This is a genomic window from Atlantibacter sp. MEI4A-1023 (assembly GCF_056155425.1).
The window spans coordinates 309,139-322,487 of the sequence record NZ_CM149568.1; the positions used below are offsets into that span (position 1 = coordinate 309,139).

At 56.1% G+C, this 13,349-nt stretch carries 10 protein-coding genes; 9 read left to right on the forward strand and 1 reads right to left on the reverse strand.

Features of this window, described 5'->3' with window-relative positions:
• The first annotated feature begins 310 nt into the window (after nt 1–310).
• The 4 genes from ACVV26_RS01475 (at nt 311) to gntU (ending at nt 4,162) form a co-directional block, all read left to right on the forward strand.
• Complete coding sequence (locus tag ACVV26_RS01475) at nt 311–1,006, forward strand: pirin family protein (protein WP_312981967.1); 696 nt, start codon at nt 311–313, stop codon at nt 1,004–1,006.
• A 144-nt stretch (nt 1,007–1,150) separates the two neighbouring features.
• A complete protein-coding gene (gntR, locus tag ACVV26_RS01480; protein ID WP_312981966.1) occupies nt 1,151–2,146 on the forward strand; it encodes a gluconate operon transcriptional repressor GntR in 996 nt (331 codons plus the stop codon).
• Between the two features lie 145 nt (nt 2,147–2,291).
• Complete coding sequence (gene gntK / locus ACVV26_RS01485) at nt 2,292–2,825, forward strand: gluconokinase (protein ID WP_312981965.1); 534 nt, start codon at nt 2,292–2,294, stop codon at nt 2,823–2,825.
• Nucleotides 2,822–4,162: a gluconate transporter gene (gene gntU, locus ACVV26_RS01490; RefSeq protein WP_474799694.1), complete on the forward strand. Its 1,341-nt coding sequence runs from the start codon at nt 2,822–2,824 to the stop codon at nt 4,160–4,162. Before gntK ends, gntU begins: the two co-directional genes overlap by 4 nt.
• 46 nt (nt 4,163–4,208) lie before the next feature.
• Here the strand turns inward: gntU and ACVV26_RS01495 are convergent, their stop codons facing one another.
• Entirely contained in the window at nt 4,209–4,802 is a 594-nt protein-coding gene (locus tag ACVV26_RS01495) for a YhgN family NAAT transporter (protein WP_002436499.1), read from the reverse strand.
• A 175-nt stretch (nt 4,803–4,977) separates the two neighbouring features.
• Here ACVV26_RS01495 and asd point away from each other — a divergent pair, with 175 nt between their 5' ends.
• From asd to glgA, 5 genes are all read left to right on the forward strand, one after another.
• Entirely contained in the window at nt 4,978–6,084 is a 1,107-nt protein-coding gene (asd, locus tag ACVV26_RS01500) for an aspartate-semialdehyde dehydrogenase (protein WP_312981963.1), read from the forward strand.
• 257 nt (nt 6,085–6,341) lie between these two features.
• Complete coding sequence (gene glgB, locus ACVV26_RS01505; RefSeq protein WP_474799696.1) at nt 6,342–8,528, forward strand: 1,4-alpha-glucan branching enzyme; 2,187 nt, start codon at nt 6,342–6,344, stop codon at nt 8,526–8,528.
• Entirely contained in the window at nt 8,525–10,507 is a 1,983-nt protein-coding gene (gene glgX, locus ACVV26_RS01510; protein WP_474799697.1) for a glycogen debranching protein GlgX, read from the forward strand. The genes glgB and glgX overlap by 4 nt, the downstream gene beginning before the upstream one ends.
• Before the next feature lie 15 nt (nt 10,508–10,522).
• Nucleotides 10,523–11,806: a glucose-1-phosphate adenylyltransferase gene (gene glgC, locus ACVV26_RS01515; protein WP_474799698.1), complete on the forward strand. Its 1,284-nt coding sequence runs from the start codon at nt 10,523–10,525 to the stop codon at nt 11,804–11,806.
• A gap of 92 nt (nt 11,807–11,898) precedes the next feature.
• Nucleotides 11,899–13,332: a glycogen synthase GlgA gene (glgA, locus tag ACVV26_RS01520; RefSeq protein ID WP_474799699.1), complete on the forward strand. Its 1,434-nt coding sequence runs from the start codon at nt 11,899–11,901 to the stop codon at nt 13,330–13,332.
• Nucleotides 13,333–13,349 lie beyond the last annotated feature (17 nt).

The following is a 13,349-nucleotide window of genomic DNA, read 5'->3' on the forward strand; positions in this document are numbered from 1 at the left end:
TAAACATCATTGACTTTTTAATTTTGGTCAATCTGTTTTTTTTCAAAAAAAAGCTGGACACATGCGAATGATAATGATTATTATTGTCATGCGTTCAGGGAGACCCCAACGGTGTAAACCTGAAAGCACGACATTGCTCACATTGCTTCCAGTATTTCTTAGCCAGCCTCGCGCTGGCTTTTTTTTGTCCTGAATCTGGCCCCGTAAACTCATTCACATTTTTTGAACAGAGGCGTCAATTTTCGCCCTCTATCATCAACAGCGCTTCCGGTCCACACTACTTCCATCGCAAACGAACTGGGGGTACACAATGATTTACTTACGCAAAGCAGCCGAACGCGGTCATGCCAATCACGGCTGGTTAGACTCATGGCATACCTTCTCTTTTGCCAACTATTACGATCCAAATTTTATGGGCTTTTCCGCCCTGCGCGTGATTAATGATGATGTGATCGACGCTGGTCAGGGCTTCGGTACTCACCCGCACAAAGACATGGAAATCCTGACCTATGTGCTGGAAGGCGCGGTTGAGCATCAGGACAGCATGGGCAATAAAGAGCAGGTGCCTGCGGGCGAGTTCCAGATTATGAGCGCCGGAACCGGGGTGCGTCACTCCGAGTACAACCCCAGCGAAACCGAGCGTCTGCACTTGTATCAAATCTGGATCATCCCGGAAAAAAATGGCATTGAGCCGCGCTATGAGCAGCGTCGTTTCGACGCCGTACAGGGCCGCCAGTTGGTGCTGTCGCCGGATGCCCGTGATGGTTCGCTGAAAGTGAACCAGGATATGGAACTGTCGCGCTGGGCGCTGTTGAAAGATGAGCAAGGCGTCTATCCGATTGCCGCCGACCGCAATGTCTGGATCCAGGTCGTGAAAGGCAACGTGACCATTAACGGCACCAACGCCACGACCAGCGACGGCCTGGCGATCCGCGACGAGCAAGCGCTCTCGATTCACGCCGATAGCGACAGCGAAATTCTGCTGTTCGATCTGCCGCCGGTCTGATCTCTGTCTTAACAGCGCACCGCCCAGGCAGTGCGCTGTGTTCAAAAAACTGTGCTTTTTCCCGGGCTTCCACTGTTACAGAGGAAGCCCGGGCGTCGTCCGTGATAAACTCACTTAACAGATCAATTTTGCGCCTTCGAGACGATGAAAAAGAAAAGACCGGTACTACAGGATGTGGCTGATCGCGTAGGCGTGACGAAAATGACCGTCAGCCGTTTCTTGCGTAATCCCGAGCAGGTGTCCGAGGCGCTGCGCGGTAAAATCGCCACCGCGCTGGATGAGCTGGGCTACATTCCCAACCGTGCACCCGATATTCTTTCCAACGCCACCAGCCGCGCCATCGGCGTACTGCTGCCGTCGCTCACTAACCAGGTGTTCGCAGAAGTGCTGCGCGGTATCGAAAGCGTGATTGATGCCCATGGCTACCAGACCATGCTGGCGCACTATGGCTATAAGCCCGAGCTGGAAGAGGAGCGCCTGGAGTCGATGCTCTCCTGGAATATCGACGGGCTGATCCTCACCGAACGCACCCACACACCGCGTACCCTGAAAATGATCGAAGTGGCGGGCATTCCGGTGGTCGAGCTGATGGACAGCGTTTCACCTTGCCTGGACATCGCCGTCGGCTTCAATAATTTTGAAGCGGCGCGCCAGATGACGGCGGAAATCATTGCGCGTGGTCATACGCATGTGGCCTATCTGGGCGCGCGTCTTGACGAACGTACCATTCAAAAGCAGCGCGGCTACGAACAGGCGATGCGCGATGCGGGCCTGACGCCGTACAGCGTGATGGTCGAACAATCCTCTTCTTATTCCACCGGTATTGAACTGCTGCGCCAGGCGCGGCGCGAATTCCCTCAACTTGACAGTATCTTCTGCACCAATGACGATTTAGCTATCGGCGCGGCATTCGAGTGCCAGCGGCTGGGCCTGCGTATTCCTGAAGATATGGCGATCGCCGGTTTCCACGGTCACGATATTGGGCAGGTGATGGAACCCCGGCTGGCGAGCGTGCTGACGCCGCGTGAACGTATGGGGCGAATTGGCGCGGAACGCCTGTTAGCGCGTATCCGTGGCGAAATTGTGACGCCGAAGTTGTTAGATTTAGGTTTCACTTTATCGCCAGGCGGCTCGATTTAACCTCGCCAAATTTGAACTAGCTCACACTTATTAACTCTGGCGACGCGCGGTGATTGCGTCGCCCACAGCGCCGCATGACAATGTTACCGATAACTGTTACCCGTAACATTTCCCTTCTAACGTTTTGTGCCAGTGGAGCAACGCGATGAGCACGACTAATCATGATCACCACATCTACGTCTTAATGGGCGTATCCGGCAGCGGTAAATCCGCCGTAGCCAGCGAAGTGGCGCACCGCCTGAAAGCGGCTTTTCTGGATGGCGATTTTCTGCATCCGCGCAGCAACATTATGAAAATGGCGTCCGGCGAGCCGCTGAACGATGACGATCGCAAACCGTGGCTGAAAGCCTTGAACGACGCGGCCTTTGCCATGCAGCGCACCAATAAAGTGTCGCTGATCGTCTGCTCATCCCTGAAAAAAGACTACCGCGACCAGCTACGCGACGGTAACCCAAACCTCTCCTTTATCTATCTGAAAGGGGAATCTGAGGTGATCGAAGGGCGTCTGAAAGCGCGTAAAGGGCATTTTTTCAAACCGCAGATGCTGGTAACGCAGTTCCAGACCCTGGAAGAACCGAAAGCCGACGAGACCGACGTCATCGTTATTGATATCGATCAGCCGCTGGAAGGCGTGGTGGAAAGCACCATCGCTGCAATTGGAGAAGGCAAGGCGGCGTGAATACTTTAACGTTGGTGTTAACAGCAGTCGGCTCCGTGCTGTTACTGCTGTTTTTAGTGATGAAGGCCCGTATGCACGCCTTCGTCGCGTTGATGGTGGTGTCTATTGGTGCAGGACTTTTCTCTGGTATGCCGCTCGATAAGATTGCGGCAACCATGGAAAAGGGGATGGGCGGCACGCTGGGTTTTCTGGCGGTCGTGGTGGCGCTGGGCGCCATGTTTGGCAAGATCCTTCATGAAACCGGCGCAGTCGACCAGATTGCCGTCAGGATGCTCAAATCCTTCGGGCACAGCAAAGCGCACTACGCCATTGGTCTCGCGGGTCTGATCTGCGCACTGCCGCTGTTCTTTGAAGTGGCGATTGTCCTGCTGATAAGCGTGGCGTTTTCGATGGCGCGCCACACCGGCACTAACCTGGTGAAGCTGGTGATCCCCCTGTTTGCCGGCGTAGCGGCGGCGGCGGCCTTTTTGCTGCCCGGGCCTGCGCCGATGCTGCTGGCCTCCCAGATGCACGCTGATTTTGGCTGGATGATCCTGATTGGCCTGTGCGCCGCGATACCCAGTATGCTGATCGCCGGGCCGCTGTTCGGCAACGTCATCAGCAAGCACGTCGAACTGCATATTCCGGATGACATCAGCGAGCCGCATTTAGGTGAGGGCAAACTTCCGTCTTTCGGCTTTAGCCTGTCGCTGATCCTGCTGCCGCTGGTGCTGGTAGGCCTGAAAACCATCGCCGCGCGCTTTACCGAACAGGGCTCGCAGCTTTATGAATGGCTACAGTTTATCGGTCATCCGTTTACCGCCATCCTGATTGCCTGCCTGGTGGCGATGTACGGCCTGGCGATGCGTCGCGGAATGCCGCGCGAGCGGGTGATGGAAATTTGCGGTCATGCGCTACAACCTGCCGGGATTATCCTGCTGGTGATTGGCGCAGGCGGCGTATTTAAACAGGTGCTGGTAGATTCCGGCGTGGGCCCGGCGCTGGGCGAAGCGTTAACCGGTATGGGTCTGCCGATTGCCATTACCTGCTTTGTGCTGGCGGCGGCGGTGCGTATTATCCAGGGGTCCGCCACGGTCGCCTGCCTGACGGCGGTTGGGCTGGTAATGCCGGTGATCGAGCAGTTGCATTACTCCGGCGCACAGCTGGCAGCGCTGTCGATTTGCATCGCGGGCGGGTCGATTGTGGTGAGCCATGTTAACGACGCTGGGTTCTGGCTGTTCGGTAAGTTTACCGGCGCGACTGAAGGGCAAACCCTGAAGACCTGGACGCTGATGGAAACCATCCTCGGAACGGTTGGCGCGATTGTCGGAATGATCGCGTTTGCGATAGTCAGCTAAGCGTTAACCCACTGGCGTGCCTGCCGCACGCCAGTTTCCTGACCCGTTACCCCTTCATCCACGCCCGAATACCGTCCAGGAACATCTGGGTGGAGAGCATCACCAGCACCAACCCCATCAACCGTTCCAGCGCATTGACCCCTTTCTCACCGAGCAGGCGCAAAAATAGCGATGACTGCAACAGGATCGCCACCGTACCGCCCCAGGCAATCAGCAGCGCGATAACCAAATGCCCCATCTGATTAGGATACTGGTGTGACAGCAGCATCAGCGTTGCCAGAATCGTCGGGCCGGCCACCAGCGGGATCGCCAATGGTACGATAAACGGCTCTTCCCCGGCGGGCAGGCCGCTGGCGTTCCCCTCCTGGCTGGGAAAAATCATTTTAATAGCAATCAGGAACAGAATAATCCCGCCAGAGATGGAAACCGTCTCGGCGCGCAAATTCAGAAACGCGAGTATTTTTTCACCGGCAAACAGGAAAATCAGCATCAGCAGCAGGGCGATCAACAGCTCGCGAATCATAATCGCCCGCCGCCGCTTCGGTTCGGTGTGTTTTAGAACCGACATAAAAATGGGCAGATTGCCTAAGGGATCCATAATGAGGATCAGCAAAACGGCGGCGGAGATAATGTCATTCATGTACGCATTTCCTGTAAATCGGGTCCACTGCCCGCTTAAATAAGTTGCTTTACTGATGATCGCGCGATCATTGATTTATTTCACTTGCGACTTTAGCTGCATTTTGTAAGGTGAAAGGATGTCCGGCTTTCCCCGGCACGCACAACACGCACACACCTCGCAGGAATGATTCGCTATGAAAAATGTTGGTTTTATCGGCTGGCGCGGAATGGTTGGCTCCGTACTCATGCAACGCATGGTTGAAGAGCGCGATTTTGACGCCATTCGTCCCGTCTTCTTTTCCACTTCCCAGCTTGGGCAGGCTGCACCGTCTTTTGGCGGCCACCAGGGCGGCACGCTTCAGGACGCGTATTCTATCGACGCACTGAAGGCGCTGGATATTATCGTCACGTGCCAAGGCGGCGATTATACCAACGAAATTTATCCAAAGCTGCGTGAAAGCGGCTGGCAAGGATACTGGATCGACGCCGCCTCGTCGCTGCGTATGAAAGATGACGCCATCATTATTCTGGATCCGGTCAACCAACATGTCATTACCGAAGGCTTAAACAAGGGTGTGAAGGCGTTTGTCGGCGGCAACTGCACCGTCAGCCTGATGCTGATGTCACTGGGCGGCCTGTTCGCGCAGAACCTGGTGGAGTGGGTGTCCGTGGCGACCTATCAGGCGGCGTCCGGCGGCGGCGCGCGCCATATGCGCGAACTGCTGGCGCAGATGGGCCAACTGTATAACGGGGTGGCGAGCGAGCTGGCCGATCCGGCTTCCGCTATTCTGGATATCGAACGTAAAGTTACCGCCCTGACCCGTAGCGGCCAGTTGCCGGTTGATAACTTCGGCGTACCGCTGGCGGGCAGCCTGATCCCGTGGATCGACAAACAGCTGGACAACGGCCAGAGCCGCGAAGAGTGGAAGGGCCAGGCGGAAACCAACAAAATCCTCGGCACCTCCTCCGCGATCCCGGTAGATGGTCTGTGCGTCCGCGTCGGCGCGCTGCGCTGCCACAGCCAGGCATTCACCATTAAACTGAAAAAAGATGTTTCGCTTTCCTCTATCGAGGAAATGCTGGCGACCCATAACGACTGGGTGAACGTAGTGCCGAACGACCGCGACATCACCGTGCGTGAACTGACCCCGGCGGCGGTGACCGGCACGCTGGCAACCCCGGTAGGCCGCCTGCGTAAACTCAATATGGGCCCGGAATATCTGTCCGCCTTCACGGTTGGCGACCAGTTATTGTGGGGTGCCGCCGAGCCGCTGCGTCGTATGTTACGGCAGTTGGCGTAACAGGAAATCATAACGGGAGTGCGTAAGCGCTCCTTTTTTTTTGGCACAGGCGAATGTAAACCAGTTTGTTGCAATTTTTCTGAGGAGTCAGATAGCGCGTTGGCTATGCTTAAGGTTCGGGTGGTTTTACCGCTGAAACTTGTAGGTGGGAACGATCGGCCAGAGGATGACGAAGTGGCTGCTCGTTCAGGTCAAAAGAAGTATCACGACCAGACGCTTATGCGTAGGGCGATACATAAAAACAGGATGACGAAACCATGTCTGATCGCATCGATAGAGACGTGATTAATGCGCTTATCGCGGGCCATTTTGCGGATCCTTTTTCCGTACTAGGCATGCACAAAACCGAAGCCGGGCTGGAAGTCCGTGCGCTGTTACCGGACGCCACCGAAGTGTGGGTTATCGAACCGAAAACCGGTCGTAAGGTCGGCAAGCTGGAATGCCTTGATTCCCGAGGGTTCTTTAGCGGCGTGCTGGCTCGCCGTAAAAACTTTTTTCGCTACCAACTGGCGGTCATCTGGCACGGCCAGCAGAACTTAATTGACGATCCTTATCGCTTTGGTCCGCTATTGCAGGAAATGGACGCGTGGCTGCTGTCGGAAGGCACACATCTGCGCCCATACGAAACCCTGGGCGCCCATGCGCAAACCATGGATGGCGTTACCGGCACCCGCTTTACGCTCTGGGCTCCCAACGCGCGCCGCGTTTCCGTGGTCGGCCAGTTCAACTACTGGGATGGACGGCGTCACCCGATGCGTTTTCGTAAAGAGAGCGGGATTTGGGAACTGTTTATCCCCGGCGCGCATAACGGTCAGCTCTATAAATTCGAAATGATTGATGCCAATGGCAACCTGCGTATTAAAGCTGACCCTTACGCGTTTGAGGCGCAGATGCGCCCGGAAACGGCATCGATGATTTGCGATCTGCCGGAAAAAACGACCATCAGTCCGGCAAGGCAAAAAGCCAACCATATGGACGCGCCGATCTCCATTTATGAAGTGCATTTAGGCTCCTGGCGACGCCATACCGAGAACAACTTCTGGCTGAGCTATCGTGAGCTCGCCGAACAGCTGGTGCCGTATGTCAAAGGCATGGGTTTTACCCATATCGAACTGCTGCCGATTAACGAACATCCTTTCGACGGCAGTTGGGGCTACCAGCCGCTGGGGCTGTATGCGCCGACCCGCCGCTTCGGCACCCGTGACGACTTTAAATACTTTATTAATGCCGCCCATGCCGCCGGCTTGAACGTCATCCTCGACTGGGTGCCCGGCCATTTCCCCAGCGATGAATTTGGCCTGGCGAATTTTGACGGCACCGAACTTTATGAGCACAGTGACCCGCGCGAGGGTTATCACCAGGACTGGAACACGCTGATCTATAACTATGGTCGCCGTGAAGTCAGCAACTATCTGGTGGGCAACGCCCTCTACTGGACAGAGCGTTTCGGCATTGACGCCCTGCGCGTGGACGCGGTGGCATCGATGATTTATCGCGATTACAGCCGCGCTGAAGGGGAGTGGATCCCCAATGAATACGGCGGCCGTGAAAACCTCGAAGCGATTGAGTTCCTGCGCAATACCAACCGCGTGCTGGGCGAGCAGGTGCATGGCGCGGTGACCATGGCGGAAGAGTCCACCGATTTTCCTGGCGTGTCGCGCCCCCCTTCAGCGGGCGGCCTGGGGTTCTGGTTTAAGTGGAACCTGGGCTGGATGCACGACACCCTCGACTACATGAAGCTCGATCCGGTGCACCGCCAGTACCATCACGACAAGATGACCTTCGGGATGCTGTACAACTACACCGAAAACTTTGTGCTGCCGCTCTCGCATGATGAAGTGGTGCACGGTAAAAAATCGATTCTGGACCGTATGCCGGGCGATGCATGGCAAAGATTCGCTAACCTGCGCGCCTACTACGGCTGGATGTGGGCATTCCCGGGTAAAAAACTGCTGTTTATGGGCAACGAATTCGCCCAGGGCCGCGAGTGGAATCACGACTCCAGCCTCGACTGGCACCTGCTGGAAGGCGGCGATAACTGGCATCACGGCGTTCAGCGGCTGGTACGCGACCTGAACCATACCTATCGCCACCATAAAGCCATGCATGAACTGGATTTCGATCCTAATGGCTTTGAATGGCTGGTCGTAGAGGACAAAGCGAATTCGGTGTTTGTCTTTGTGCGCCGTGACCGCGAGGGCAACGAAATCATCGTCGCCGCTAACTTTACGCCGGTGCCGCGTCATGAATACCGCTTTGGCGTTAATCAACCGGGGCGCTGGCGCGAAGAACTGAATACCGACTCCATGCACTATCACGGCAGCAACACCGGCAATGGCGGCGTCGTGCAGACCGATGCGATCCCAAGCCATGGGCGCGACAACTCACTGTGCATTACCATCCCGCCGCTGGCGACCATCTGGTTAGTCCGGGAGGGGGAATGAGCCTGCTGGCTACAGGGAACCCCACGCCGCTCGGTGCGCACTTTGACGGGAAAGGCGTGAATTTCACGCTGTTTTCCGCTAATGCCGAAAAAGTCGAGCTGTGCTTGTTCGACGAACAGGGTAATGAACATCGCTATGATTTACCGGCGCGTACCGGGGATGTCTGGCACGGTTATTTAGCCAATATTCGCCCCGGGCAGCGTTACGGTTACCGGGTTCACGGCCCCTGGGCACCGCGCCAGGGGCATCGCTTCAACCCCGCCAAATTACTGCTCGACCCGTGCGCGCGTGCGGTTGACGGCGATGTCGAAGATTCACCGCTGCTGCACGGCGGCTATCAGGAACCTGACCATCGCGACAGCGCGCCCATCGCGCCGAAAGGCGTGGTGATTCAGGATGACTACGACTGGGAAGACGATGAATTGCTGTATACGCCCTGGGGCGAGACGGTGATTTATGAAGGCCATGTGCGCGGCCTGACGCAGTTACATCCGAAAATCCCCGTCGCGATGCGGGGCACCTATGCCGCGCTGGGCTACCCTGTGATGATCGACTATTTCAAGCGCCTGGGGATCACGGCGCTGGAATTGCTACCGATTGCCCATTTCGCCAACGAGCCGCGTTTGCAGCGCCTGGGGTTAACCAACTACTGGGGATACAACCCGTTCGCATTATGGTGCGTGTCGCCACGTTATGCCATTAATCATGATGTTACCGCCGCTGTGGACGAGTTCCGCGATGCGGTGAAAGCGCTGCATCGTGCCGGAATCGAAGTGATCCTGGATATCGTTCTCAACCACACGGCGGAGATTGATGAGGAAGGACCGACCTTTTCGATGCGCGGAATCGACAACCGTAGCTATTATTGGTTACAGGACAACGGCGATGACTATAACTGGACCGGGTGCGGCAATACCGTGAACCTCAGCAGCCCCGGCGTGGTGGATTTCGCCATCGGCTGCCTGAAGTTCTGGGTAGAAGAGTGCCATGTCGACGGCTTCCGCTTTGATCTCGCGTCGGTAATGGGGCGCACCCCGGAATTCCGCCAGGATGCACCGCTGTTTGAGGCAATCCGCCAGGATCCGGTGCTGTCAAAAGTGAAGCTGATCGCCGAGCCCTGGGATATTGGGGCTGGCGGCTACCAGGTAGGGAACTACCCGCCTTTATTCGCGGAGTGGAACGACCATTACCGTGACGGTATGCGGCGCTTCTGGCTACAGCAGGATCTTTCGTTAGGGGGATTCGCCTGCCGGTTTGCCGCATCCAGCGACGTCTTTCGTGATGATGGCCGCCCGCCGTCCGCCAGTATTAATTTAATCACCGCCCACGACGGCTTTACGCTGCGTGACTGCGTAAGCTTTAACAATAAGCACAACGAAGCCAACGGCGAAGACAATCGTGACGGCACCACCCACAACTTCAGCAATAACTACGGTTTTGAAGGGCTGGAGGCGGGGCAACATATTAAAGAGCGGCGGCGCGACAGTATTCATGCGCTGCTAACGACGTTATTGCTTTCTCAGGGCACCCCGATGCTGCTGGCCGGTGATGAACACGGTCATAGCCAGCACGGCAATAATAATGCCTACTGCCAGGACAACGAACTGACCTGGCTCGACTGGGCCCATAGCAATGACGGGTTAACGACATTTACAGCGGCGTTAATTCACCTGCGCAAGACGATCCCGGCGCTGACCGAGAATCGCTGGTGGGATGAAGGTGATAACAACGTTCGCTGGTTGAATCGAGAGGGTCAACCTCTCCGGGCTGATGAGTGGCAAGGTGGACCGCGCTTTTTGCAGATCCAGCTTTCTGAGCGTTGGCTTATTGCGATCAATGCAACCGATGTGGTGTCAGAGATCGTCTTACCCCAAGGGGAATGGCGTGCTATCCCCCCATTTGCCGGAGAGGACAATCCGGTAGTAATGGCTGTATGGCATGGGCCCGCGCACGGAGTGTGCGTATTCCAAAAGTCATAATAAAAGGAGTCAGTCATGGTTAGGTTTGAAAAGAACGATCCTCTGATGTTAGCGCGACAACTGCCTATAAAATCTGTCGCTTTAATACTGGCGGGTGGCCGCGGCACGCGCCTCAAAGATTTAACCACTACCCGTGCAAAACCTGCCGTTCACTTTGGCGGGAAGTTCCGCATCATCGACTTTGCATTATCCAACTGTATTAACTCGGGCATCCGCCGGATTGGGGTGATCACCCAGTACCAGTCTCATACTCTGGTGCAGCATATCCAGCGCGGTTGGTCGTTTTTCAGCGAAGAGATGAACGAGTTTGTCGATTTGCTTCCCGCGCAGCAGCGCGTACACGGCGAAAACTGGTATCGCGGTACCGCTGATGCCGTGACCCAGAACCTCGATATTATCCGGCGCTACGGAGCCGAATACATCGTGATTCTGGCGGGGGACCATATCTACAAACAAGACTATTCGCGCATGTTGATCGACCACGTGGAAAAAGGCGCGCGCTGTACGGTGGCATGTATGCCGGTTCCTAAGGCGGAAGCGACGGCGTTTGGCGTAATGGATGTGGATGAACACGACAAAATCATCGATTTTGTTGAAAAACCTGCCGATCCGCCGACGATGCCAAACGACCCGACCAAATCGCTGGCCAGTATGGGGATTTACATTTTCGACGCTGAATATTTGTATGAGTTGCTGGAGGAGGATGACAACGATCCGAATTCCAGCCACGATTTCGGCAAAGATATTATCCCGAAACTGACGGCGGCAGGGGAAGCCTATGCCCACCCGTTCCCGCTTTCCTGCGTGCAGTCCGATCCAGATTCCGAGCCCTACTGGCGCGATGTCGGGACGCTGGAAGCCTACTGGAAAGCCAACCTCGATCTCGCCTCCGTGACCCCGGAGCTGGATATGTACGATCGCGATTGGCCAATTCGTACTCACATGGAACCGCTACCGCCTGCTAAATTTGTACAGGACCGATCCGGCAGTCATGGGATGACCCTGAACTCGCTGGTGTCCGGCGGATGCATTATTTCCGGTTCCGTGGTGGTTCAGTCGGTGCTGTTCCCCAGGGTACGGGTAAATTCATTCTGTAATATTGATTCTTCTGTCTTGTTGCCAGACGTCTGGATTGGCCGTTCGTGCCGTCTGCGTCGCTGCATTATTGACCGTGCCTGCGTGATCCCTGAAGGTATGGTGATTGGCGAAAATGCGGAAGAAGATGCTCGCCGGTTCTATCGCTCCGAAGAAGGGATTGTCTTGGTTACGCGCGAGATGCTCAGGAAACTGGAAGGGTAATTGCGCAGGGAATAACCGCGCGGCGCAGGTCGCGCGGTTGAATTTCGCGTTTGGCGCGCATTTTCGCGCCGGGTAATTGAACGGGAGCCATAATGCAGGTTTTACACGTTTGTTCTGAAATGTTTCCGCTGCTGAAAACAGGTGGTCTGGCGGATGTGATTGGGGCGTTGCCCGCCGCGCAGATTGCCGATGGCGTGGATACCCGCGTGCTGTTGCCCGCATTCCCTGATATTCGACGCGGCGTCACTGATGCCCAGCAGGTTGCGCACCGCGACACGTTCGCCGGGCCGGTAACGTTGCTGTTCGGGCATTTCAACGGCGTCGGTATCTATATGATTGACGCCCCGGATTTGTATGACCGTCCGGGTAGCCCTTATCACGACACCAATCAGTACGCGTACCCGGATAACGTTATCCGCTTTGCGCTGCTGGGCTGGGCGGGTTGTGAAATGGCGTGCGGATTCGACCCCTTCTGGAAGCCGGATGTGGTTCACGCCCACGACTGGCATGCCGGACTGGCGCCTGCCTACCTCGCGGCGCGCGGTAATCCGGCGAAATCAGTCTTCACGGTCCATAACCTGGCGTATCAGGGCATGTTCTACGCCCATCACATGAGCGAAATTGGTCTGCCGTGGTGGTTCTTCGACATCAACGGCCTGGAGTTCAACGGCCAGATTTCCTTCTTAAAAGCCGGGCTTTACTACGCCGACCATATCACGGCGGTCAGCCCGACCTATGCCCGTGAAATCACCGAGCCGCAGTTCGCCTACGGTATGGAAGGGCTGTTACAGCAGCGCCATCGCGAAGGCCGGCTATCCGGCATCCTCAACGGTGTGGATGAGAATATCTGGGACCCATCAACGGACCTGCTCTTGTCTGCACGATATAACCGCGATACGTTAGAAGAGAAAGCGGAAAACAAACGCCAGTTGCAAATTGCCATGGGACTGAAGGTGAATGACAAAGTCCCGCTGTTTGCGGTGGTGAGCCGACTTACCAGCCAGAAAGGTCTCGACCTGGTGCTGGAAGCGCTGCCGGGCCTGCTGGAGCAGGGCGGGCAGTTGGCACTGCTTGGCGCGGGTGATGCGGTGTTGCAGGAAGGTTTCCTTGCCGCCGCTGCCGAACATCCGGGCCAGGTCGGGGTACAGATTGGTTATCACGAGGCGTTTTCCCACCGCATCATGGGCGGCGCGGATGTGATCCTGGTCCCCAGCCGGTTTGAGCCGTGCGGATTAACGCAACTCTATGGTTTGAAATATGGCACGCTGCCGCTGGTGCGCCGCACCGGTGGTTTAGCCGATACCGTGTCAGATAGCTCGCTGGAGAATTTAGCCGATGGAATGGCCAGTGGTTTCGTGTTTGAAGATAGTAATGCCTGGTCGCTGCTACGTGCGATTCGGCGTGCTTTCGTGTTGTGGTCGCGTCCATCACTTTGGCGGTTTGTTCAGCGTCAGGCGATGGGCATGGATTTTAGCTGGCATGTTGCGGCGAAGTCTTACCGCGAACTTTATCAACGCTTGATGTAACTATCCAGGAATCACAT